At 67.6% G+C, this 23,397-nt stretch carries 23 protein-coding genes; 13 read left to right on the top strand and 10 right to left on the bottom strand.

Features of this window, described 5'->3' with window-relative positions; genetic code table 11:
- Positions 1-33 precede the first annotated feature (33 nt).
- Complete coding sequence (locus LQ955_RS18030; protein ID WP_231025862.1) at positions 34-600, bottom strand: TetR/AcrR family transcriptional regulator; 567 nt, start codon at positions 598-600, stop codon at positions 34-36.
- 151 nt (positions 601-751) lie between these two features.
- Between LQ955_RS18030 and LQ955_RS18035 the strand changes: the two genes are divergently transcribed.
- Positions 752-1,480 carry an MBL fold metallo-hydrolase gene (locus tag LQ955_RS18035; RefSeq protein WP_231025863.1) on the top strand — a complete coding sequence of 243 codons (729 nt, stop codon included), beginning with the start codon at positions 752-754 and terminating at the stop codon, positions 1,478-1,480.
- Positions 1,481-1,712: 232 nt separating this feature from the next.
- On the opposite strand, the gene LQ955_RS18040 is transcribed toward LQ955_RS18035, so the two are convergent.
- Together LQ955_RS18040 and LQ955_RS18045 are read right to left on the bottom strand one after the other, a co-directional pair.
- A complete protein-coding gene (locus LQ955_RS18040; RefSeq protein WP_231025864.1) occupies positions 1,713-2,513 on the bottom strand; it encodes an HAD-IIA family hydrolase in 801 nt (266 codons plus the stop codon).
- Positions 2,514-2,678: 165 nt separating this feature from the next.
- On the bottom strand, positions 2,679-3,035 hold the full coding sequence (locus LQ955_RS18045; protein WP_231025865.1) for a hypothetical protein: 357 nt from the start codon (positions 3,033-3,035) through the stop codon (positions 2,679-2,681).
- Between the two features lie 100 nt (positions 3,036-3,135).
- Between LQ955_RS18045 and LQ955_RS20130 the strand changes: the two genes are divergently transcribed.
- Positions 3,136-4,023 carry a metal-dependent transcriptional regulator gene (locus LQ955_RS20130; RefSeq protein ID WP_313788363.1) on the top strand — a complete coding sequence of 296 codons (888 nt, stop codon included), beginning with the start codon at positions 3,136-3,138 and terminating at the stop codon, positions 4,021-4,023.
- Positions 4,020-4,526 carry a hypothetical protein gene (locus tag LQ955_RS18055; protein WP_231025866.1) on the top strand — a complete coding sequence of 169 codons (507 nt, stop codon included), beginning with the start codon at positions 4,020-4,022 and terminating at the stop codon, positions 4,524-4,526. Before LQ955_RS20130 ends, LQ955_RS18055 begins: the two co-directional genes overlap by 4 nt.
- 133 nt (positions 4,527-4,659) lie before the next feature.
- Here the strand turns inward: LQ955_RS18055 and LQ955_RS18060 are convergent, their stop codons facing one another.
- Positions 4,660-6,135: an Nramp family divalent metal transporter gene (locus tag LQ955_RS18060; protein WP_231025867.1), complete on the bottom strand. Its 1,476-nt coding sequence runs from the start codon at positions 6,133-6,135 to the stop codon at positions 4,660-4,662.
- A 94-nt stretch (positions 6,136-6,229) separates the two neighbouring features.
- Between LQ955_RS18060 and LQ955_RS18065 the strand changes: the two genes are divergently transcribed.
- From LQ955_RS18065 to LQ955_RS18110, 10 genes are all read left to right on the top strand, one after another.
- Positions 6,230-6,883 (top strand): TrmH family RNA methyltransferase, encoded by a 654-nt coding sequence (locus LQ955_RS18065; RefSeq protein ID WP_231025868.1) that lies wholly within the window; start codon positions 6,230-6,232, stop codon positions 6,881-6,883.
- A 28-nt stretch (positions 6,884-6,911) separates the two neighbouring features.
- Positions 6,912-8,324 carry a YncE family protein gene (locus tag LQ955_RS18070; RefSeq protein ID WP_231025869.1) on the top strand — a complete coding sequence of 471 codons (1,413 nt, stop codon included), beginning with the start codon at positions 6,912-6,914 and terminating at the stop codon, positions 8,322-8,324.
- A gap of 217 nt (positions 8,325-8,541) precedes the next feature.
- Positions 8,542-9,930, top strand: a complete 1,389-nt coding sequence (locus LQ955_RS20095; RefSeq protein WP_304961252.1) for a YncE family protein — start codon at positions 8,542-8,544, stop codon at positions 9,928-9,930.
- 160 nt (positions 9,931-10,090) lie between these two features.
- Entirely contained in the window at positions 10,091-10,897 is an 807-nt protein-coding gene (locus tag LQ955_RS18080; RefSeq protein ID WP_231025870.1) for a L,D-transpeptidase, read from the top strand.
- Positions 10,898-11,266: 369 nt separating this feature from the next.
- Entirely contained in the window at positions 11,267-11,605 is a 339-nt protein-coding gene (locus LQ955_RS18085; protein WP_231025871.1) for a DMT family transporter, read from the top strand.
- A gap of 15 nt (positions 11,606-11,620) precedes the next feature.
- Positions 11,621-13,057, top strand: coding sequence for an MDR family MFS transporter (locus LQ955_RS18090; RefSeq protein WP_231025872.1), 1,437 nt, complete (start codon positions 11,621-11,623; stop codon positions 13,055-13,057).
- 23 nt (positions 13,058-13,080) lie between these two features.
- Positions 13,081-14,022, top strand: coding sequence for an ABC transporter ATP-binding protein (locus LQ955_RS18095; RefSeq protein WP_231025873.1), 942 nt, complete (start codon positions 13,081-13,083; stop codon positions 14,020-14,022).
- Positions 14,019-14,870 carry an ABC transporter permease gene (locus LQ955_RS18100; protein ID WP_231025874.1) on the top strand — a complete coding sequence of 284 codons (852 nt, stop codon included), beginning with the start codon at positions 14,019-14,021 and terminating at the stop codon, positions 14,868-14,870. Before LQ955_RS18095 ends, LQ955_RS18100 begins: the two co-directional genes overlap by 4 nt.
- Before the next feature lie 95 nt (positions 14,871-14,965).
- Positions 14,966-16,024, top strand: coding sequence for an ABC transporter substrate-binding protein (locus LQ955_RS18105; RefSeq protein WP_231025875.1), 1,059 nt, complete (start codon positions 14,966-14,968; stop codon positions 16,022-16,024).
- Between the two features lie 149 nt (positions 16,025-16,173).
- Positions 16,174-17,901: a molybdopterin-dependent oxidoreductase gene (locus tag LQ955_RS18110; RefSeq protein ID WP_231025876.1), complete on the top strand. Its 1,728-nt coding sequence runs from the start codon at positions 16,174-16,176 to the stop codon at positions 17,899-17,901.
- Positions 17,902-18,507: 606 nt separating this feature from the next.
- Here LQ955_RS18110 and LQ955_RS18115 read toward each other — a convergent pair.
- The 6 genes from LQ955_RS18115 to LQ955_RS18140 form a co-directional block, all read right to left on the bottom strand.
- On the bottom strand, positions 18,508-20,655 hold the full coding sequence (locus LQ955_RS18115) for a YhgE/Pip domain-containing protein (RefSeq protein ID WP_231025877.1): 2,148 nt from the start codon (positions 20,653-20,655) through the stop codon (positions 18,508-18,510).
- Positions 20,652-21,638 (bottom strand): hypothetical protein, encoded by a 987-nt coding sequence (locus LQ955_RS18120; protein ID WP_231025878.1) that lies wholly within the window; start codon positions 21,636-21,638, stop codon positions 20,652-20,654. The genes LQ955_RS18115 and LQ955_RS18120 overlap by 4 nt, the downstream gene beginning before the upstream one ends.
- A complete protein-coding gene (locus tag LQ955_RS18125) occupies positions 21,635-22,333 on the bottom strand; it encodes a TetR/AcrR family transcriptional regulator (RefSeq protein WP_231025879.1) in 699 nt (232 codons plus the stop codon). The genes LQ955_RS18120 and LQ955_RS18125 overlap by 4 nt, the downstream gene beginning before the upstream one ends.
- Positions 22,334-22,406: 73 nt before the next feature.
- A complete protein-coding gene (locus LQ955_RS18130; RefSeq protein WP_231025880.1) occupies positions 22,407-22,805 on the bottom strand; it encodes a type II toxin-antitoxin system VapC family toxin in 399 nt (132 codons plus the stop codon).
- On the bottom strand, positions 22,802-23,053 hold the full coding sequence (locus LQ955_RS18135; protein WP_231025881.1) for a type II toxin-antitoxin system Phd/YefM family antitoxin: 252 nt from the start codon (positions 23,051-23,053) through the stop codon (positions 22,802-22,804). Before LQ955_RS18135 ends, LQ955_RS18130 begins: the two co-directional genes overlap by 4 nt.
- Positions 23,054-23,134: 81 nt before the next feature.
- Positions 23,135-23,320, bottom strand: a complete 186-nt coding sequence (locus tag LQ955_RS18140) for a hypothetical protein (protein WP_231025882.1) — start codon at positions 23,318-23,320, stop codon at positions 23,135-23,137.
- Positions 23,321-23,397 lie beyond the last annotated feature (77 nt).

Below are 23,397 nucleotides of genomic sequence, written 5' to 3' on the forward strand. Positions count from 1 at the left end.
ATGCCCGGGGTGCGGTTGGCGCAACGCGCGCCGTCAGGCGGCGAGGGCCGCGGCGAGTCGGGTGATGCCGAACTCGAAGGCGCGGTCGACGTCGCCGCCGAGCTGAAAAGCGCCGGCCAGTTCCATGCTGATGAACCCGTTCGCCCAGGCGGTGACGGTGCGCGCCGCCTCGAGCGCATGGTCGGGGCCGGCCAGCTGGGCGGTCGCCTCCATGATGGGGTGGGCGGCTCGCGCCAGGAGGGTCACGTCGGGACGAGTGAGGTCGGGCGAGGGCGTGAACATGAGGTGAAAACCCGCAGGGTTCGCGAGGGCGAAGGCACGGAACTCGTGCGCGAGTGCGATGAGGTGCTCGCGGGCATCCGGTGCGGGCTCGATCGTCGCCGCGGTCTTCAGGCGCAGCGCCAGATCGTTCACGGCCGACTCCGCGATGAGCCCGATGAGCTCGTCGCGGCTCTTCACCCGTTTGTAGAGTGAGGGTGCGCGCACGCCGACCCGGCTGGCGACCGCCTGCATGGTGAGCTTCGAGGCGCCCTCGGCCTCGAGAATGTCGCGGCCGGCGCGCACGATGTCGTCGAGGGAGGTGCGATCGGGGGTGGGCATGACGGGCCGCCTTTCTCGCCGCGCGAAGCACGGCTTTCGCCGCAGGGCTGCCGGCGATCCTTCGCATGGCTATTGACATTAGCCATGATGGCTACGTACAGTAGCTATCACGCAAGCATAGCGAACACTCACCTCCCGAATGGAGATTCCGATGAAACTCGGCCCCTCGCTCTACCGCATCGGCAACGACATCGTCGCCGCCTACCTCGTCGTCACCGACGAAGGCATTACCGTGATCGACGCCGGGCTGCCGGGCATGTACGCCGATCTGAAGGCCGAGCTCGCATCGATCGGTCGCTCGCTGGGCGACATTCGCGGCGCGATCATCACGCACGGCGACAGTGACCACATCGGATTCGCCGAGCAACTGCACCGCGAGACCGGCGCGCCCATTTACATTCATGAGGCCGACGCGGCCCGCTCGAAGGGGCTCGAGAAGTCCAAGTCTTCGGGAGGCCACATGAAGATCGGTCCGACGCTCGGGTTCGCGGCCTACAGTCTGCGCAAGGGCATGATCCGGCCGAAGTACCTCACCGAGGTGGTCGAGCTGAAGGGTGGTGAGACTCTTGATCTGCCCGGAGCTCCGCAGGTCATCCGGATGCCCGGGCACTCGCCGGGCAGCATCGCCGTCTATTCGCCCGTCGCCGATGCTGTGTTCGTCGGAGACGCTCTCACGACCCGTCATGTGCTGAACGGACAAACCGGAATGCAGCCTGCACCCTTCACCGACGACCCCGCCGAGGCGCTCGAGTCGCTCGCCCACCTCGAGGGAATCACCGCGACGTGGGTGCTGCCCGGCCACGGCCCCGCCTACAGCGGCGGCACGGCGGCCGCCGTGCGCGAGACCCGCGCCGCCGCGGCTGCTGCGCCCGCGCGCTGACGCCGCCTGCGCGTGGCCGAATCCGCCGCGCGGGGCCGAGCCCGCCGCGTGGCCGAGCCCGCCGCGCGTGGCCGAGTCCGCCGCGCGTGGCCGAGCCCGGCACGCATGGCCGATCCTGGCGCCCGTGGCCGAGCCTGGCAGCTGTACGTGCCGGTTTCGGCCGCTGGAGCCGATCTCGCGCGGCTAGGTGTACTTGGCGCCGGGGCCGGGCGCCCGAACCCGGTGGCGGTGCTCAGATCTCGTCGGACTCGACGGGCTCGGGCGAGAGCAGCTCGTAGACGCCCTTGAGTATCTCGTCGGGGCGGAACGGGTACTTTGCGATCTCGGCCGGGTCGCTGATGCCGGTGAGTACGAGAATCGTGTGCAGCCCGGCTTCGATTCCGGCGACCACGTCGGTGTCCATGCGGTCGCCGATCATGCCCGTGTTCTCCGAGTGCGCACCGATCTTGTTGAGGGCCGACCGGAACATCATCGGGTTCGGCTTGCCGACCACGTACGGCTCCATGCCGCAGGCCTTCGTGATGAGAGCGGTGACCGCGCCGGTCGCCGGAAGCGGGCCCTCGGCACTCGGGCCGGTCGCGTCGGGGTTGGTCGAGATGAAGCGAGCGCCTGCCGTGATCAACCGGATGGCCCGGGTGATGGCCTCGAACGAGTAGTTTCGCGTCTCGCCGACGACCACGAAGTCGGGGTTCTGGTCGGTGAGAATGAAGCCGGCCTCGTGCAGCGCGGTGGTGATGCCCGCCTCGCCGATGACGAAGGCCGACCCGCCAGGCTGCTGCGACTTCAGGAAGGCGGCGGTTGCCAGAGCAGACGTCCAGATGCGCTCTTCGGGTACCTCGAGGCCGGAGGCGAGCAGGCGCGCGCTCAGGTCACGCGGGGTGAACATCGAGTTGTTCGTGAGCACGAGGTAGGGCTTGCCCTCGTCACGCCACTGCTGCAATAGCTCGGCGGCGCCCGGCAGAGCTTGGTTCTCATGGACGAGCACGCCGTCCATATCGGTCAGCCAACATTCGATTTCGTCACGACGAGACATGGCGCTCCTTACGGGTGATCACCCCAAGGGTACTGCGCGGCGTTCTTGTGCGCCTGGGAGCCGCCGATGCTCCGGCTGAGAGCCGCCCGCGTTGCCGCGCACTGCTCTCGCGCTGAAGAGCGGCCGCGCTGCAGCCGCGCTTCCCCGCCGCCGCGCCGGAGCGTCTCAGGCGGCGGTGTGGTGCCCGATCTCGATCGTCACAACGGTGAACTGCGTGTTCGGGCCGATCACGAGCAGGTCGACCCCAGTGCTGTGCAGCAGCGGAACAAGCTCGGTCTCACCCGACGCGACGATCTTCCGCGTTTTCGCCCGAAAGATCTCGGCCATGCCGGCGGTGGCGAAATAGCGGTTGCCGCCGTGATGAACGGTGCGTGAATACGCGGGTGCAGCAACTGCGTCGTCGGCGGCGGCCTCACGAAGGGGTCGAGGTCGATCATCCGCTTCGCGCTTGATCACCTCTGTTTCGATGATCGGTTTGAGCGCGAAACCTGCGGGCTGAGAAGAATTTTGTACTCGGTGCACGAATACAAATTTAGATAGGCTAACTATTTTTCGGCAGGGATTGAAATTACGCCGATCGTGTGTCAGCAGCGCACGCGCCGAGCAAAACTACACTGGGCCTATGCCCGTTTCGAGTCTCACCACCGCGGCCCAGGATTACCTCAAGGTGATCTGGGCGGCCTCCGAATGGTCGAGTGAACCCATCACGGTCAAGCAGCTCGCCGACCGCACGGGTGTGAGCACTGCGACCGTCTCCGACGGCATTCGTAAGCTCGCCGGGCTCGGGATGCTCGAGCATGAGCCCTACGGAAGCATCGAGCTCACCGACTCCGGCCGCTCGGTCGCCGTGCAGATGGTGCGGCGCCACCGGCTCGTCGAGACGTTTCTCGTGGAGATGCTCGGGTACTCGTGGGACGAGGTGCACGACGAGGCAGAAGTTCTGGAGCACGCCGTGTCGGACACGCTCGTCGACCGCATTGACCGGCGCCTCGGGTTTCCGGCGCGAGACCCGCACGGCGATCCGATCCCGTCGGCTGCGGGAGATTCGGTTCGGCTCGCCGCGGTGCGGTTGAGTGCGGCGGACGCCGGGCATCCACTCGTCGTATCGCGCATCTCGGATGCCGACGCGGAAGTGTTGCGGTACGCGGCCGATCGCGGGGTGCTGCCGGGAGTGCGGCTGACCGTGCTGGCGGCCTCGGATGCTGCTGCTGCGGCGGCGGCTGCTGCGGCGGCGCCGGGCGATGGTGGAGTGGCGGTGAAGGCGGCGCCTGCCGGGGCGGCCGATGTTGGGGCGGCGGCTGGTGGCGTGAGCGCGCCGAGCGGCGCGGGTGCAGCGGTCGGCGCGGCCGAGGCGGCTGCTGCGGCGGCGCCGGGCGATGGTGGAGTGGCGGCGAAGGCGGGGCTCGCCGGGGTGGATGTTCGGGTGGCCCTTGACGGCGACCCCGAGCATCCGGTGGCCATCGTGCAGCGCGCGGCCGACGCCATTTGGGTCACGGAGGTCGAGGCGTGAGCGGCGGCTCGGCGACCGGCGCGGGGCAGCGGGTGCTGTTTCGCGAGGTCACCCCGGCACCCGCCTGGATTCGTGTGGTCGGTGTTCTGGCGCTCGCCGCGGCCGTTCTTCTCATCGTGGATGCCACGCTGATCGACCCGTCGTCGTTCCGGGGCGGCGGTGCGGTGGCCGCCGTGATCGGTGCCGTCGTGCTGATCGCAGTGGGGGCGCTCGCGCTCGTGGTGCGCATCGCGGTTGTGGTCGATGAGACGCAGGTTGCGCTGGCGCTCGCGCCGGTGTGGCGGGTGCGCTTCGCTCGCAACGACGTCGACTCGGCCAAGCCCGTGTCGATCGTCGCGCGTGACTACGGTGGAGCCGGCTACCGGGTGCTGCCCGCGGGCAAGCGCGGCCTGCTCTTCACGTCAGGGCCGGGAGTCGCCGTGGTGCGCCGCTCGACGAAGATCAGTTACACCGTGCGAACCGAGCGCGCGACCGAGCTGATCGCGGCGCTCTACCGCCGCTGAGCGCGAGCATGCGACCGCTTGCGCCGCCTCGCGCCGGAGCCGGCCTCGCGGGAGCCGCCGGTCTCGGGCCGTGCCGCGCCGCGCCTCGCCGCACCGTCTCGTGAGGCCGCCGCGCCCGTGGTGAGGCAGTGCGTCAGCCGCCGAGTCCACCGGAGATCGTGAGGCCGATGAGGGCCAGGTTCAGCGCCACGATGAGCACCGCGACGCCCCAGCACAGAACCCGCACGGGGAGGCGGTTCGCGAAAGTGCCCATGAGCATCCGGTCGCTCGTGAGGCGGATCAGCGGAATCAGCGCGAAGGGAATACCGAGGCTCAGAAACACCTGCGACAGCACAAGCGCCCAGGTCGGGTTGACGCCGGCGCCGAGAATGATGAGCGCCGGGATGAGCGTGATGACCCGTCGCAACAGCAGAGGGATGCGCACCCGCAGCAGCCCCGCCATGATGGTGGCGCCCGCATACGACCCGACCGAGGTCGAGGCGAGGCCCGAGGCGAGCAGTCCGACGGCGAAGATGACGCCGATGGTCGGCCCGAGGGCGGCGGTGATGGCGGCGTGGGCGCCCGCGATGGTGTCGGTGCCGGTGACTCCGCCGAGGTTGGCGGCGGCGGTGAGCAGCATGGCGATGTTCACGGCGCCGGCCAGAATGAGGGCGGCCAGCACATCCCACTTGGTCGCATGTAGCAGTCGCCGGATGCCCGCCGGTGCTCTGCCGCCGTGCAACTCCGTCGCGTTCCCGGCCGTGTCGGCACTAGCAGCTCGTCGAGCTGCGAGTTTGTGCGGGTGTTCCGGGCTCGCACCCGCAGAAACTCGTAGCTCGATGGGGGTGGTGGGAGTGCTGGGCGCCACGTGCCGGTCGCGCGCCAGGGAGGAGTGCAAATAGATCGCATGCGGCATGACGGTGGCACCGAGCATCCCTGCGGCGAGCAGAACGGTGTCGGTTCCGGCGAAGCGGGGTACGAGACCGCCCGCTGCCTCGCCCCAGTCGACGGGGCTGACGAAGAGCCCGGCGAGAAACCCCACGGCGATCACCGCGAGCAGCGTCATGATGACGGTCTCGAAGGGGCGCTGCCCGCGGCGCGACTGCACCGCGAGAATGGCCATCGAGATGACGCCCACGATGAGCCCGCCGAGCAGAAGGGGCAGGCCGAACAGCAGTTGCAGGGCGATGGCTCCGCCGATGACCTCCGCGAGATCGGTGGCCGCCGCGACGAGTTCGGCCTGCACCCAGAACGACCGGCGCGACCACTTTCGCATGCGCCCGCCGAGCAGCTCGGGCAGGCTGTGGCCGGTGACGATGCCGAGCTTCGCCGACTGGTACTGGATGATCATGGCCATGCCGTTCGCAGCGACCAGCACCCACACCAGCAGGTAGCCGTACCGTGCCCCCGCGGTGAGGTTTGCGGCCACGTTGCCGGGGTCGACGTAGGCGATGGCGGCGACGAACGCGGGGCCGAGCAGAAAGAGGAGGCGCGGGGTCGTGCCGGCTCGGGAGCGCGGCTTGCTGGGGGGCGCTGCCGGGCTTGAGGCGCTTGTGGCGCCTGTGGCGCTTGTCGCCGCGGGGCTCGGGCCGGTTGGCCCCGCCGTTTCCGTTCGCTGTTCCAGCGCCATTCCCCGAGTATGGCACGAAATGTTAGACGCGTCTAACATTTCTCCGACGCGCCTCGATTCTGCGCCCTCGCCGGGCATCGACTACCTTGGGGCTGTGTCAGACGCGCCTCGCTACCCTCCGGTCGACAACCCTTCGATCGAGCTCTCCACCAACGGTGTGGGACCGTGGCGAGGCGAGCTTCCGACGGAACCGTTCTACGACCCCGAACTGCTCGAGCGCGGTGATTCGCGCAATGTGATCGATCGCTACCGGTACTGGACGATGGAAGCCATCGTGGCCGATCTCGACCAGCACCGGCATCCGTTTCACGTCGCCATCGAGAACTGGCAGCACGACATGAACATCGGCTCGATCGTGCGCAGTGCCAACGCTTTCGCTGCCGACACCGTTCATGTGATCGGCCGCAAGCGCTGGAACCGTCGCGGTGCCATGGTGACCGACCGCTATCAGCACATTCAGCATCACGAGACCGTCTCGTCGTTCGTCGCGTGGGCCGAAGCGGATGCTCTGCCGATCATCGCGATCGACAACGTTCCGGGATCCGTACTCATCGAAACTTTTGCGTTTCCGGCGCGCTGCGTGCTGCTGTTCGGGCAAGAAGGACCGGGTCTCACGGCTGATGCCGTCGCGGCCGCGTCGGCCGTCGTCGAGATCAGCCAATTCGGCTCGACCCGCTCGATGAACGCGTCGGCAGCGGCCGCGGTGGCGATGCACGCGTGGGTGCTGCAGCACGTCTCATTTGGATAATTGACATTTAATCAGTTACCCTCGTCGCATGTCACTTCACCATGCTCAGATCGTGTTCCGGGGAGTTGTTCGTACCGCCTGCATCGCTTCTGTGGTCTCGCTGTCGGCGTTCGGCATCGTGTCGTCGGCGAGCGCCGCGACCACGCACTTCGGGCCGGTGGCGCCGCCCGTCGCTGTGGGGCAGAAGCCAGTGGCCGTCGCCATCGACGACAACCTCAATACGGCGGGGCACAAGCAGGTGTATGTGGCGAACTCCGACTCTGATTCGATCAGCGTCATCGACGCGACGACTCGTCTCGTGACGAATACGATTCCGCTGGTCACGGGCGCCGACCCGAGCGCCATTACGATCAACCAGGCCGACGATCTTGTCTTCGTGGCCGAATATGGACTCGACGCCGTTCTTGTCATCGGCGGAAAAACACACTCTACGTTGACTTACACCAAGGTGGGTTCGAAGCCCGATGCTCTGGCGTGGGATTCGGTGCAGCATCGGGTCTACGTCGCAGATTACGGAGATGGCACCTTCACTGCTCTCGCCGACAGAACCGGTGGGTACCTCGGGTCGGTGGGCGTCGGGTCTGGCGCGAACAGCAAGCCAGAGGGCATCGCATTCGATTCGAAGGCGAATCGCATCGTCGTCGCTGCGCAGGGTGACAACAAGGTGTATCTGATCGACGGGAGCAAGGGCACCGTCACCGCTTCGCCGACGACCTTCCATAGCCCGAACGCGGTCGCCGTGAATTCTCAGAGCGGCGAGGCGTACGTCGCGAACTACGACAGCAACACCATCACGGTGATCGACACGACCGATGGCACAGAGGCCATCGGTTCGCCGATCACGGTCGGCAACAACCCGAATGCGCTCGCGGTCGACGAGACCACCAACGCGGTCTACGTCGCGAACCTGAATTCGTCGGTCTCCGTCATCACGCCCTCGAAGACGAGCACGGATCTCGACGTGGCGACGGTCGAACTCCCGGGCGATCATCCGTCGGGTATCGCGGTCGACCCCGCCACCGGTGACGTCTACGTTTCGAACCAAGGAACCGGCGTCGATTCGGTGTCGATTCTGGGTACGGTGGTGAGTCCGACAATCACGTCTGGCGCGCCGAGTGCGGCCACCGTGGGCGACCCCTACAACTTTCAGTTCACGGCGACCGGCACTCCTTCGGAGATCACGTACAGCGCCACGGGCGACCTGCCTGCCGGCTTTCGGCTGGTCAACGGTCAACTCGTCGGAACACCTACGGCGAGCGGATCCTTCACGTTCACGCTGCACGCCTCGAACGGCGTCGACCCCGAGGCGACGATGCAGTACACGCTCACCGTGAACCCGGTGTCGCCCCCGACGACGCCGACGCCCATCCCGACTCCGGCGGCGACCGGCGGAGCGACCACCACGGGCAGCGTTCCCTACCTTCCGCAGGTCGCGGGCTGATCTGGGCGGCAGACAACTAAGCGGGCCTGCGCGTGCGGGCCCGCCTTTCGTCGTGCGGTGTAGTGCCTTGTAGTGCTGTGCTGTGCTGTGCTGTGCTGTGCCGTGCCGTGCCGTGCCGTGCCGTGCTGTGCTGTGCTGGAGGGGATGCTGTCGGCGTTTGCTTAACTGATGATTAATCGACTAACCTCGTCGTATGTCACTGAAACATTCTCATTCTTTGTCGCGCAGCCTTACGCGCGCCGCCTGCATCGCCACCGTCGTCGGGCTATCGGCCTTCGGCCTGGCTGCTTCGGCGAACGCTGCAACGACGCACTTCGGCCCCATTCCGGGTTCGCCCGTTTCGGTCGAATTGAAGCCGGTCGCCGTCGCGTTCGACAACAACGTCAATCCGCTCACCCACCACAAGCAGGTGTACGTCGCCAATTCCGATTCCGATTCGATCAGCGTCATCGATGCTTCAACGCACCTCGTGACGAACACGATCAGTATCAGCACCCACAAGGACGCGAAACCGAGCGCCATTGTGATCAATCAGGCTGACGACCTCGTCTTCGTCGCTGCGTATGAAGATGATTCGGTCACCGTCATCAACGGCCGCACGAACACAATTTCGAGCACGGGTGACCCGGTGGGCGTGGCGCCCGACGCCCTCGCATGGGATTCCGTGAATCATCGCGTTTACGTCGCCGACTATGGCGACGGCACAGTTACGGCCCTCGATGACCGCACGGGCGCACTATTTCCACTCGAAGGCTTCACTGTCGGGTCGGGCGGCGCGACAAGCAAGCCCGAAGGCATCGCGGTCGACTCTGTGAACAGAAAGATCGTGGTCGCCGCCCAAGGCGACAACGCGGTGTTCGTCTACGACGCCGACACCCCGACCACGTATGTGCGGCTCAGCGGAACGTTCGCAAGCCCCAACGCCGTGGCGGTCGATTCGAGCCGGAGCCGGGCGTACATCGCGAACTACGACAACGACACCGTAAGTGTCTTCAACATCGCGACGAGCGCCGAGGTTTCGGGATCGCCTATCGCCGTCAGTGCGAATCCGAATGCACTCGCGGTCGACCCGAGCTCAGGTACCGTGTACGTCGCCAACTTCAACGCTTCGGTACTTTCTGTGATCGACCCGACGTCGTTCTCCGTGACCGGGGCCGGCCCGGTCGGGGCCAAGCCCTCCGGTGTGGCCGTCGCCGGCGACGAGATCTACGTCTCGAATCAGAAGGACAACACGGTTTCGATTCTCGGCGCGACAGTGAGTCCGACGATCACGTCCGGCGCGCCGGGCGCTGCGACCGTCGGATCGTCGTACAACTTTCCGTTCGCCGCGACCGGAACCCCGTCTGCGATGACGTTCTCGGTTACCGGTTCGCTGCCGGCCGGGGTCACCCTGGTCGACGGAGCGCTGGTCGGCACGCCGACCGAGAGCGGGGACTTCACGTTCGCGCTTCACGCTTCGAACGGCGTCGATCCCGACGCGACCATGAGCTACACGCTGCATGTGAACGCCGCAGCGGTCACCCCGACACCCACGCCGACACCCACGCCGACTCCGACGCCCACGCCGACTACCCCAGGTGGCCACCTGCCGCAGGTCGCCGGCTAAAGTGCGACACCCCCGAAACCTGGGTCAGCTCGACGCGCAGAGGGTGAGACGCATCGCGAGCGCGGCGGTAACCACCGTTGCGCTCGCGATAGCTCTGAGCTCGTGCGCGATGTTCGAAGCGCCGCCGCAGACGACCGGAGCGGCAGCAGCGACATCTTCGATGGCGCCAGCTGAGGTCTATGTTGCTCCGACAGCCGATGCGATCGCTGCACTGCCCGAGGCCAAGTACAACGCGACCATCGCCGGGCTGATGCCCGCGGGGCAGTCGGCGGCAGCCGGTTCCCCTGCAGCCGGTTCCCCGGCGACCGGGACCCCTGCAACCGGGTCCCCGGCGACCGTACCCGGGGCCGCAGCCACCTTCCACCTGAGTGTCGACGCGGCGCTGTACGGGGCAGACCGCGTGACGCCGGTCGCGCGACTGGCGGCGTCGAACTTTCTCGGGGATCCGACGGTGGTGGTGCCGGTGCAGACCGTCGGCGACTGGACGCTCATCTTGACGCCCAGTCGGCAGGCGCTTCCGTCGGCGAACAACGGCAGTGCCCCGGCGCAGACCACAGCCTGGATCCGCACGAGTCTGCTCACGAAAGACGCCGACCTGGTCAGCCACATCGACGTCTCGCTCGGTGGGCAGACGCTCACCATCGTGACGCCGGGTCAGCCCGATCAGTCATTCGCGGTGGGCGTCGGCGCGCCCGATACTCCGACACCCACGGGCGTCACGGGGTACATCCAGGCCCGCTATCTCGACGCGAGCCAGGGGGAGTCGGTCTACCCGATCCAACTCACGTCGCTGCACTCCGCCGCGGCTGATGAACCTTTCGGGGGTTCCGACGGCGGACTCATCGGAGTGCACTTCGAACAAGAGAACACCGGCCAGATCTCGCACGGGTGCATCCGTCTGCCCGCCGACGCGATCACCGCCGTCAACGCGCTCCCGCTCGGAACCCTCATCACCATCACGGCCTGAGGCGCCACTCCCGCCGGCCCCCACACCGAGCCGCGGGACGCCATCAGACCGATGCGCCCGACGCCACCAGCTCGGGTGCCCGATCTCGCCTGGCCGTCCGAGCCGCGGCGCAGACCGTCACGCGCGGTGGTTCGGCGCACATGCGCCTGTTCGAGGTACCGCGCTTGTGCCCAACTACCGCAGCTACGCCAAAAGGGCGCAGACGCGAACGATGAGGCGTCCGGAGAGGGCGAGAGAGCACCGAAGGAGCACCGAGACGGCACCAAGAGCGCACCGAGCCAGCCCCAAAGGAGCACCGGGCCAGCCCCAAAGGGGCACCGAGATACCACCAACGACGTGCCCACCGCGGCGCAGACCTAGGCTGGGGGCGTGGGGTACCTGTTTCTGGCTCTGGCGATCGTCTCCGAAGTCGTCGCCACGGCCTTTCTGAAGTTCACGTCGGGCGAGGGCGCTACCTTCGCCAACCGGTGGTGGGCTTACCTCATCGTCGTGGTCGGATACGTGGCGAGCTTCGCGATGCTCGCCCTCACCCTGCAGAAGGGCGTGCCGCTCGGAATCGCCTACGCCGTCTGGGGCGGTGTGGGCATCGTGCTGGTCACGATCATCAGTTGGCTGGTATTCAAGGAGTTTCTGAGCTGGGTACAGATCGCCGGCATCGTGCTCGTCATCGGCGGCGTGCTGCTGCTGGAGCTCGGCGTCAAACGTTGATGGGCCTGTACTGACGTGGATGCTCAAAACCCTGCCGACGGCGAACGAATTGCGAGCCCGCACCACCAGCGCAACATCGCCCTGCTCGTCGCCGGAACCTTCTTCATGGAGAACCTCGACGGCACCATTCTGACCACGGCCGCCCCGAGCATCGGCGCGGACTTCGGCGTCGCATCGCTCAGCATCGGCGTCGCGATCACGGCCTACCTGCTCACGCTGGCGGTGCTCATTCCGCTGAGCGGCTGGCTCACCCAGCGGTTCGGAGCGCGACGCATCTTCTTGACGGCGATCGCCGTGTTCACGCTCGCCTCGATTCTCTGCGCGCTCAGCCAGAACCTCACCGAACTGACAGTCTTCCGCGTGCTGCAGGGCGTCGGCGGGGCGTTGATGGTGCCGGTCGGCCGCCTCGCGGTGTTGCGCATCACGAGCAAGGCCGACCTGATCCGCACGGTTGCGTTGCTGACCTGGCCGGCGCTCGCCGCGCCCGTCATCGCGCCGCTGATCGGCGGGATCCTCAGCACCTACGCGAGCTGGCACTGGATCTTTCTTATCAACGTGCCGCTCGGCCTGGTCGCGTTCGTCGTAGCCGCGCGCATCCTGCCGCGCGAACAACGTGAAACGCCACCGCGGCTCGACTGGCTGGGGCTCGGCCTCACCAGCGTCGGGCTCGGCGTTCTGGTGTATCTCGGTTCCCTTCTCGCCGGCACCGAGCAGAACGCGGTAGAACTCATCGTGCTCGCGGTTGTCGGCCTCGGGATGCTCGCACTTGCGACGGCGCACTTCTTGCGCACCAGCACGCCGCTGCTGCGACTGCGGTCGCTTCGCATCGAGACGTTCCGGGTGTCGAACGCCGGCGGCGCCGTGTACCGAATGACGTTGTTCGCGGTTCCGTTCTTGCTGCCGCTACTCTTTCAAGACGAGTTCGGCTATTCGCCCGTGCTGGCCGGAACACTGGTGCTCTTCGTCTTCATCGGCAACTTCGCGATAAAGCCGCTCACCACGCCCATGCTGCGCCGGTTCGGCTTTCGGCCGGTGCTCGTGGCGGCGACTCTGGGGGCGGCGCTCAGCATGGTGCTCTGCGCTTTTCTCACCGCGGAGACTCCGCTGGTCGTCGTCGCGGTGCTGCTCGTCTTCAGCGGGGTTGCCCGTTCGACGGGCTTCACGGCGTACAACACCATTGCGTTCGCCGACGTTCCGCAGTCCGAAATGACCGACGCGAACACCCTCACGTCGACCCTGCAGCAGGTCGCGGCCGGCTTCGGAGTAGCGGTGGGCGCCGTGGCACTGCGCGCCGGCGAGGCGACCTGGGGCGGACTCGGCGCGTTTCAGTTCAGCTTTCTCGTCATCGGCGCCATCACCCTGGTCTCGACGGTCGAGGCGTTGCGGTTGAGCCCGAACGCGGGAGCGAACATCCGCCCGCCCGCCGCCCGCGGCCGCGTAAAACGGGCGTAACAGCCCGGCCGTATAGTCGAGTGGTGACCGACTCCGACTCCGACCGCCTCGTCGTGACGGGCGCGTCGAAGTCGTACGGCCGCCCCGGATCCCGCCGCGAAGCGCTCGCCGCGGTCGACTTCGAGATGACGCGCGGCCAGTTCGTGAGCATCATCGGCCCGAGCGGATGCGGCAAATCGACCTTGTTGCGCCTCATGGCGGGCCTCGAGCATCCCGATACCGGAAGCGTCAGCATCTTCGGCAGCACCCCCGCCGAAGCCTCGGCGGCCAAACGCATCGCGTTCATGCCGCAGGTTCCGGCGTTGCTGCCGTGGGCGAGCGTGCTCGCGAACGTGAAACTGCCCTCGCGCGTGAACCGGCGAGCGGATGCCCGGCGCGGCGCCGCCGAACGAGAAGCCGCCGAACGAGAAGCCGCCGAACGAGCAGCCGCCGAACGGCCGGATGCCCGCCCGAACGCCGCCCACCCGGCCGCCGCGGCGCCCGGGGCCCTCGCCGCACCCCCGCGCCCGCAGCCCACCCCGCACGCAGCGGCCGATCCCGTGGCTCTGCTCACCGAACTCGGACTCGGCGACTCGTTGAGGGCCCTCCCGCACGAGCTCTCGGGTGGAATGCAGCAGCGCGTGGCCATCGCGCGCGCCTTCGCGACCCAGGCCGACCTGTTGCTGATGGATGAACCCTTTTCTGCCCTCGACGAATTCACCCGCGAATCCACGCAAGACCAACTGCTGGCGCTGTGGTCGAAGCTCAGGAGCACGGTGGTTTTCGTGACGCACTCGGTGCCCGAGGCGGTGGTGCTCTCGGATGCGGTCGTGGTGATGTCACCGCGGCCCGGCCGCATTGCCTCGATCGTGCCGATCGACGTTCCGCGGCCGCGGCGCAGCGGACTGGTCGAGTCGGCGGCGCTGCATGAATACGAAGACCTCATCCGCGAGAAGTTGCGTCTCGCCGGGGTGGAACTCTCGTGAGCGACGAGCAGGCCGCACCGCGTGCCGAGCGAGGCAACCGTGGTGGGCGCGCTCAGCGTGGCGAGTGGGGAGTGACCCGCTCGCGCTGGTCTCCCGCCTTCTGGCTGCCGACCGTGGTTGCCGTGGTGGTCGCCGGCGTCATCTGGGAGTGGGTGGCGATCAACAACCCCTACCTGCTTCCGCGCCTCGGCCAGGTGGGCCTGCAACTGGTCACCGAGACGCCGTTCTACCTCGAGAACGCGGGCGCAACGCTGAGCGAAGCGCTCATCGGTCTCGCCATCGGGCTGGTGTCAGCCTTCATCGTCGCCGTGCTCGTCACGGAATCGGGGCTGCTGAGGCGAGCGATCATGCCGCTGGCGATCATCCTGAACGTGACGCCGGTCGTGGCGATCGCGCCCGCCCTGGTCGTGGCGTTCGGGTTCGGGCCGGCGCCGAAGCTCATCGTCACGGCGCTCATCACGTTTTTCCCGATTCTGATGAACCTCATCACGGGGCTCAATTCGGCCGCGGTGCCGGTGCTGCAAGTCTTCGAAACCCTGCACGCGTCGCGGCTCGAGATTCTGTGGCGGTTGCGGTTGCCCGGCAGCCTGCCGTATCTGTTCGCGGCCCTTCGAGTCGTGTTTCCGCTGTCGCTCGTCGGCGCAGTCGTCGCGGAGTTCTCCGCGCCCGGCGCGGGCAAAGGGCTCGGCACGGTGATCAGCGTGGCGTCGGCCAACTCGCGGCTCGCTGTGGTGTACGCGGCCATCGCCTGCCTCGCGGCGATGGGATCGCTGCTGTTGCTCGTGGTGATCGTCGTCGAGCGGCGCGTGTTGCGCTGGCACGAGTCGCAGCAGTCCCGCCGATCGTGAAACACTTGACTCCCGACAGAACGGACACCATGCTGACCCGCTCGCACCGCCCTGGCCGCTCCCGCACGCGAATTTTCGCGACTGTCGCCGCTGTATTGGCCGCAACCGCGTTAACACTGAGTGGATGCTCATCCTCCGCCTCGGGCCCGGTCAGCTCTTCGGCGCCCGCCTCCGGATCCGCCATCTCGGCCGAGCGCTGCGCCCAGAACAAGGCCGCCGGCACCATCAACTACATCACCGGGTATCAGTACCAGGCCTCGGCGAGCATCCTCGACGTTCTCGCGGCCAAGCAGCTCGGCTACTTCGACGCCCTCTGCCTCGACGTGCAGATTCAGCCGGGCACGGGTGACACGGCCGCGAACGCGCAGCTCGTCGCGGCCGGAACCGCACAGCTCACCGACCTCGGCGGCGACGCAGATCTGTTGCGGTCGCAGGCGAACGGGGTCGACGTGACGGGCATCGCGACCTACGGGCAGGTGCCGATCGCCACGCTGATGACCATGCCCAGCATCACGAACCTCAAGCAGCTCGACGGGACCACACTCGGTCAGAAGGGGCAGCTGCCGCCCGAGATCCAGACCATGCTGGTGGATGCCGGTGTCGACCTCGGCTCCATCACTCAGGTGGTCGTGGGCTACGACCCGACCATCCTGCCGCGTGGTCAGGTGCAGTCGCTGACCGGGTACAAGTCGAACGAGCCGCTGACGTTGAAGGCCGACGGCACCGACGTGACGCAGTGGAACCCGGAGGATTACGGCATTCCGGGCACGTTCGGCACGGTCGCGGCGAACCCGGCGTTCATCACGGCCAACCCGACGGCGACCGAGGACTTCTTGCGGGCATCCTTTCACGCCTACGACTACTGCCTCACGAATGCCGCCGAGTGCGTCGGCTACGCGGGCGCCCTCTCGGGTGCGGGCTACGACGTCGACCACAACGTGCAGGTCTGGCAGACGGAGACGGGCCTCGTCACGAAGTCGCAGCCCGCCGGAACGCCGCTCGGGTCGCTCAACTCCGACCTGATGGCGAAGGAAATCACGTTCCTCGTCTCGAGCGGTGTTCTGCCGAGCGCCCCCGACCCGGCGAAAGCGACCGACTCCTCCTTCCTCAAGGCGATCTACAACGGCACCGACCTCATCTGGCCCGCCCCGTAGCCCACGCCCCGCCCTCTCTCGCCCGGCCGGTGGATGATCGAGCTACGAGTTTGTGCGGGTGGTGAGCCGTGGCACCCGCACAAACGCGTAGCTCGATGGTGATGGCGGCTTCAGGCTGGCATACAGGCAAGCGCGCCTAATGTGAACGTATGCGACGCAATGTGTGGGCTGCCCTGACGGGTGTGGTCGCTGCCGCCGCTGTGCTTGCGTCGGCCGAGCTCGTCGCGGTGTTTCTGAGCGCCGAGAGCAGCCCGCTGTTCGCCGTCGGTTCGCTGATGATCGACCTCGCGCCGCCGGGCGTCAAAGACCTGATGATCTCCCTGTTCGGCACGGGCGACAAGGCCGCGCTGCTCACACTGCTGGCGATCGTCATCGTGATCGGGGCGTGTGCCGCCGGGCTGCTGCAGTATCGTCGGCCGCCGTGGGGCATTGTGGTGCTGATCGTGTTCTCTGCCATCGCGGTGATCGCCGTCACGACGCGGGAGGGGGCATCCGGTTTCGCCGCCGTACCCACGGTTGTGGGCATGTTCGTCGGAGTGCTCGTCTTGCGCGCCCTGCAGCAGCGGCTGAAGCGCTGGGAGTCGCGCGAAGAGGGAACGCGCAAACGTGCGGCAGCGGCCGCTGCCGTCATCGCGAGCGGCGTCAGCGTGCCGATCGCCGCCGAGGTGGCGAGAGACCCGGCGGCCTCCGATCCGCCTGAAGACGGCGCACCCGACCCCCGGGTCAGTCGACCCACCGTGACGCGCGAATCGCCTGTACCGCCCGGCCCGCGGGTCACGCCCGGCGTGCGCACCGGGCCCGCCTCCTACGAACGTCGCCAGTTTCTGACCTTCTTCATCGTGGCAGCAGCGGGGTCAGCCATCGTCGGCCTCGGTTCGCGCCTGATGAATGCCACGGCGGCGGCGGTGACGTCGGCTCGAAACGCCCTCGTTCTTCCGGCGCCCGCGACGCCGGCCCCGGTCATCCCGTCGGGTGCAGAGCTCGGCCTCACGGGGCTGAGCCCGGTCATCACCCCAGCGGCCGACTTCTATCGCATCGACACAGCGTTGCAGGTTCCGCAGCTCAACCCCGACACCTGGAGCTTGCGCATCTACGGCATGGTCGAGAACGAGGTGACGCTGTCGTTCGCCGACGTGCTCGCCCTGCCGCTCATCGAAGACACCGTCACGCTGACCTGCGTGTCGAACGAGGTCGGCGGCGACCTGATCGGCAACGCGACCTGGCTCGGCTATCCGCTGCGCGACCTACTCGCGCGAGCCAAGCCCACGGCCGGGGCCGACATGGTGCTCTCGAAGAGCTCCGACGGCTTTACGGCGGGCTCGCCGCTCGAGGTGCTGCAAGACAAGAATCGGCAGTCGATGCTGGCGGTCGGGATGAACGGGGCGCCGCTGCCGGTCGAGCACGGTTTTCCGGCTCGCCTCGTGGTGCCGGGGCTCTACGGATACGTCTCGGCCACGAAGTGGGTCGTCGAGATGAAGGTGACGACGTTCGCTCAAGACATGGGGTACTGGACTCCGCGCGGCTGGAGCGCCCTCGGACCCATCAAGACCTCGTCGCGCATCGACACCCCGAAAAACGCCTCCGGCCAGAGCGCCGGAACGATCCCCATCGCCGGCGTCGCCTGGGCGCAGCACACCGGCATCACCAAGGTGGAGGTGCAGATCGATAACGGAACCTGGGCCGAGGCCACCCTCGCCGACGCGATCTCGGCCGACACCTGGCGCCAGTGGGTGTTGCCGTGGCAGGCCACCTCGGGAGATCACACGATCGCCGTGCGGGCGACGGATGCCTCGGGTTACACCCAGACGCCCGACGAAGCCCCGCCGGCCCCCGACGGCTCGACCGGGTACCACACCATCCAGCTCACCGTGCAGTAAGCGGGCGGAGGGCGGGGCGCCGCGTGCGGCCCGGACGGCCGCTCGCTCTCTGCGCCGCGCATTGATTTGGGCGGAGAAGTAGCCATGGCTATTCCAGTTGTGGCGGGTGGCGGGTGGCGGGTGGGTGCCTGGGGGCGGGTGGCGGGTGGCGGGCCGGGTGGCAGGTGGGGGTGCGTCTCGGCGCTAGCCGGGTGATCCGTTGTGCGGAGAAGCACCCAAAGGTGCGGGTTTAGGTGCTTCTCCGCAAAGCCGATCGGTGCGGGCGGGTGGGCGGGTGGCGGGTGCCGGGCCGGGTGGGGTGGCTGGGTGCGTCTCGGTGCTAGCCGCGTGATCCGTTGTGCGGAGAAGCACCCAAAGGTGCGGGTTTAGGTGCCTCTCCGCAAAGCCGATCGGTGGGGGCGGGCAGGCCGGTGCCTGGGGGCGGGTGGCGGGTAGGGGTGTCGGGCTGGGTGGCGGGTAGGGGGTGCCGGGCTGGGTGGCGGCGGGTGGGTGCATCTCGGCGCTAGCCGGGTGATCCGTTGTGCGGAGAAGCACCCAAAAGGGCGGGTTTAGGTGCTTCTCCGCAAAGCCGAGCGGGGCGGGCAGGCAGGCGGCCGGGCAAGCCGCTCAGCCGATGAGGGAGGGGCGCAGGTCGCGCAGGGTGCGGGAGCGGGTCGCGCGACTGGCGAGGAAGTACGTGAAGGCACCGGCCGCGAGCAGCCAGATCGCCAGCACTCCGGCGTCGTTGAGCGCCAGCATCATGTCGCCGCCGTACATGAGCTGCCGCATGCCGTCGACGGCATAACTCATCGGCAGGGCGTGATGCAGCGCGGCGAGCGGCCCGGGCAGCGTCTGCCACGGGAACGTGCCACCCGCCGTCACGAGCTGCACGACCATCAGCACGAGCCCGATGAACTGCCCCACGCTGCCGAGCCACACGTTCAGCGCCAGGATGATCGCTGCGAACGTTATCGACGTGAGAATCATGAAGGCGAGCATCCCGGGCGCATTCGCGACCCCGAAGCCGAGCGCCAGCGTCACCACGAGGTAGACCGCCACCATCTGCAGCGCGCCCAGCGCGGCGGGCGCGAGCCAGCCCGCCAGCGCGACTTTCAGCGGCGCACGAAGCGCCGTGAGCGCCCGCTTCGACAGCGGCTTGATGATGAGGAACAATGCGTAGATGCCGATCCAGGCCGCGAGGCTGATGAAGAACGGGGCCATGCCGGCGCCGTATGTGGTGGCCTTCGTAACCGAATCGGTGTCGACCCGGGCAGGCGTGGCGATGACCGCCGCGGCCGTCTGCGCCTGGTCGCCGGTGTAATTCGGAACCTGGGCGAGCCCCGAAACGAGCCCGTCACGCAGTTTGTCGACGCCTGTGTTCAGGCTGGCGGTGCCGGTCGCGAGGGTGGCGCTGCCGTCGGCGAGCTGCTGGGTGCCGGTCTTGAGGGTCGCAGAGCCGTCGGCGAGTTGCTGCGTTCCTGTGGCGAGCGCGGCGGCGCCGGTGGCGAGCTGCTGGGTTCCGTCTGCGAGGGTGGATGCCCCGTCAGAAACCTGCTGCGTGCCCGACGCGACTTGCGCGGCACCACTGCTGGCCGAACTGATGCCTGCGCTCAGGGCCGGTGCGGCATCCGCTAGTTGTTGAGTGCCTGCGGCCACCAGGGCAGCGCCCGACGAGAGGTCGGAGATCTGGCCGTTCAGCGTCTGCACCTGGCTATTGCCCGACACGATGGCGTCGCCCACCTTGTCGAGCTGGGCGAGAATGGCGTTTTTCTCCTCGGTGGTGAGGGTCGTCTTGTCGAGTTGCTCCACGATGTTGGCCCGAACGGTGGGAACCTCGTTCGCAGCGTCTTGTACCGTCGCGGCAACAGGCGCGGCGCCGTCGGCGAGTTTCTTGTTGCCGTCGGCGACCTTCTGCGCGCCCGAGTTGAGCGTGGCCGTCTGGCTGGGCAGGCTCGAGGACTGGCTGTTCAGGGTGCCGAGCCCGCTGCTCAACTGCTGCGCGCCCGTGTTGGTCTGCGCTGCGCCGCTGGCGAGGGTCGAAGCGCCCGTTGCCGCCTGGGATGCTCCGCTCGAGAGAGTGGATGCTCCGCTCGCCGCGGTGGCGGCCCCCGAGGCCAGATCGGCGGCGCCCGAGTTCACCTGCGCGGCTCCGCTGGCGAGACTGGATGCTCCGGCCTGCGCCTGCGCAGCGCCATCCGCCAGCTGGTTCGCGCCGTCGACAGCAGTACTCAGGTTCGAATGGATGGTCGCGAATCCGTTGAGAAACTGCAGCGCCGCGGCCTCACCGACTTGCTGCGAGATGCTCAGCCGTACCTTCTCGGCAACGGTTCCCGCGATGGTGCTGGCGAGAAAGCTGTTGGTATCGTTCGTGGTCAGCTGCACAACCGCCTGTTGCGGTGTTGCCGTGCCCGACGAGGTGAGCAACGTGGAGAAGTCGGGGCCGAGGGTCAGAATGAAGTCGTAGGTGCCGTCTTTGATGCCGCTGGCAGCCTGGTCTGAGGTGGCATCGATCCAGTCGACGCTGCCGTCTTTCATCAGCTGGTCGTGCACCTGCTGGCCGTAGTTCACCTGCTTGCCGTCGACGGTGGCCCCGGTGTCTTGCACAACGAGGGCGACCGGAATGTTCTTCACGTTGCCGTACGGGTCGCTGTTGGCCCAGAGGTAGAGGCCGGCGTAAATCACCGGAACGAGCATCAGCGCCACCAGGGCGAGCCGAGCAAGGCTGGTGGCGGTCAGCCGGCGGAATTCGCCGGTGACGAGGGTGACGATTTTCATGCGATGCCTTTGTTGTGTGCTGAGGTGGCGCGGGCGTCGCTGGCTGCGCTGGAGGGGTCGGGGGTGGTCGGGGTGTGGGGCGCCGCGGGCGCCGTGTGGGATCGGGGTGCCGCAGGGGCCGTGGGGGTGCTGGGCGCCGCAGGGGCCGTGGGGATAGCCGGCGTGCGTGTCGCGGCTGGGGTGGTTGCGGTGCGGACTGTCGCGGGGGGCTTCGCCCTGGCTGGTGCCGGTGAGGCGGCAGCCGGTTCGGCTGGGGTGATGACTTCGTCGGCGGGCTGCTGCAGGGCATCCGTTTCGGCGCGGCCGGCGGCCTCGGCGTCTGCGGCGGCCTGGCGCCGGGAGGCGGCGGCCTGGCGCTCGAGTTCGGCGAGCCGGTCGCGCTCGAACTGCGCGCTGACGTCGCGCACCACCGAGATCGAGGCCTCGCTGGCGATGACGAGCACGGCGAGCCCGCGCAGTGCGAGATCGGAGGCGATCGCCCACCAGTCGAACGGATCGCCGCCGTGCCGATCGGGGGACGTGAGGACGACACCCTCGATGCCCGGGCGCGATACGGCCAGTTCGCTCAGGATGCGCAGTCGCACCATCGGCGGAACGTTCTGTGTCTCGAAGTCGGCGTACTGCGCCGCGTTCAGTTCGGTGAGCGCGTCGAGGGCGGCGCTTCGAGAGTTCGGTCGATCGGCGAACATCAGTTCTTCGCGTACGACGGCGGTCAGGCGCAGATCGGCGACCGGCTCGCTGACGTCGGGAGCATCGACGATGGCGGTGACGGTGCGCAGCGCCGTGGGGTCGGTTCGGTCGTCGAACAGGATGGTCCCGGCATCCGGAGCCATGCGGCCCGTCGCCAGAAGGGCAAGCACCGTGGGGCGGCGCGCGGTCTCGATGACCTCGAGCGTGACCGCGCCCGATTCGTAGCTGAGCGAGGTGGCGGGCAGATTCTCGCCGTCATGGCCCTTCGAAACGCGGTTCAGGATGACCTTCATAACGTGCTCGTTTCGGATCGGGTGAGGGGTGCCGGGGCACTCGGCTCCGGGCGGAGGAGGGGCGACTCGCTGAACTGCAGCTCAGGGTGATGTTTGACGACCGCGGCCGCCTCGTGCCACGAGAGCCCGGCCGTACCGAGCGTCGCGAGCATCACGAGGCGATGCCCGTCGGCGTTGGAGAGATTGGCGCGAATGGCCTCGTCGAGCACCGACAGCGCGGCGCCTTCGATGAGGTTGGCGAGGGTGAGGGCATCCATGTCGCCGCGCAGTTCGCGGGCGACGATTCCGCGTTCGACGATGGCGAGCAGCTTCGATCGCACGGGGCGGAGGGTCTCGGCGAAGGTCGCGCGCTGCGGCCCGCGCACCGCAAGCTGGGCCATGACGCGCACGTTCTCGACCTCGCTCCACAGGCGCGCGCCGATGAGGGCGATGGCCACGCGTGAGTCGATGTGGTCAATGTGCGCCAGTGCGGCGGTGACCCGCTGTCCGCCGAGCGTCTGGATCTCGCCGATCAGCTCGTCGCGCGTAGCGAAGTGCCCGTAGATCGAGCGGCGAGAGAGCCCGGCGCCGGCCGCGATGGCCTCGAGCGAGGCCTCCGGATCGCGGTTGAGCAGCACCCGGGCTGATTCGAGAATCGCGATGCGGTTCTCGGCCGCATCGCGCCGCGGTGGCTTCGGAGAAAGAGTGGTTTGCACCCCTCCATCATAATAACTTGCACACCACTGTGCAAGTTATAATGGCGTATGAACTTCGCCCCCGGCGACGATGTCAGCGCGGAACCACGACGTTCATGCCCCGCGCCACTGCCGAGTCGATCTGCCGGGAGTCGTACGAGATGAACTCGTCTGCCGTGATGTGTTCGGCCGTGGCAATGTGCAGCGCGTCGAGGCTCCGCAGGTTGCTCGCCGGCAGCATGAGGCCCGCCTCATGGAACGTCTCGCGTTCCATGTCGACGATGGTGAGTCTTCGCAAGACCCCAGTCGCTGCTTGCTGGCTGAAGCCCACCCGATGGGCCATACGGCGTAGCTCTGTCTCGAGCAACGTTGAGGAAGCGACGATGCCGCCGGGTTCGCGCGCCCGAAGATCGAGGTGCGCGACCAGTGCGTCACTCTCGTCTTCGTCGACGAGAAGCTTGCCGACGGCCGAGCTGTCGAGATAAACGATCACCGATCGCCCCGCAGATCGTCGAGCACGCTCGTCACCGGTTCCCGTGCGGGCACGCGCGCAATGTCTGCAAAACTCGGGGCGACGCTCGGCGGCCGAGAACGTACACCCGCCAGGGGGAGCAGGTTCACGGGCGCAAGAGTGGCGACGATCTTGCCATTGTTCGTGATCATGTACGTTTCACCCACCTCTACCCCGCGCAGGATCTCACCGCTATTGTTGCGGAGCTCGCGGTGTGCAATTGTTTTCATGTTTCGAAGTGTAGCACGCGTAGCACGGTGATGTGAGAAAAAGTCGATACAATCCCCCGGTGGTTCCAGGGAGGAGGAAATTCAGGCGGTCAGGCGCTCGGGCATCCTGAATTCGAAGACTTCGACCCAGCCCTCGCCGAAGCACTCGACGCACAGCCGAACGTCGGTCTCGTACTCGTCGTCGACCACGAAAGGCTGCATGGGGTCTGCCCCCGAGCCTTCGCAGCGCTCGCAATCTTCGTGTGTGGTGACGCGTTGTGTTTGCATGCTGCCATTGTGCGCGCACCCTCCGACATCGGCCGGCAAGGCCTATGGAGAGTCGCGGAACCCCGGTGGTGAGTCGG

Origin of the sequence: Subtercola endophyticus (assembly GCF_021044565.1) — a bacterium.
Taxonomy (GTDB): Bacteria; Actinomycetota; Actinomycetes; order Actinomycetales; family Microbacteriaceae; genus Subtercola; species Subtercola endophyticus.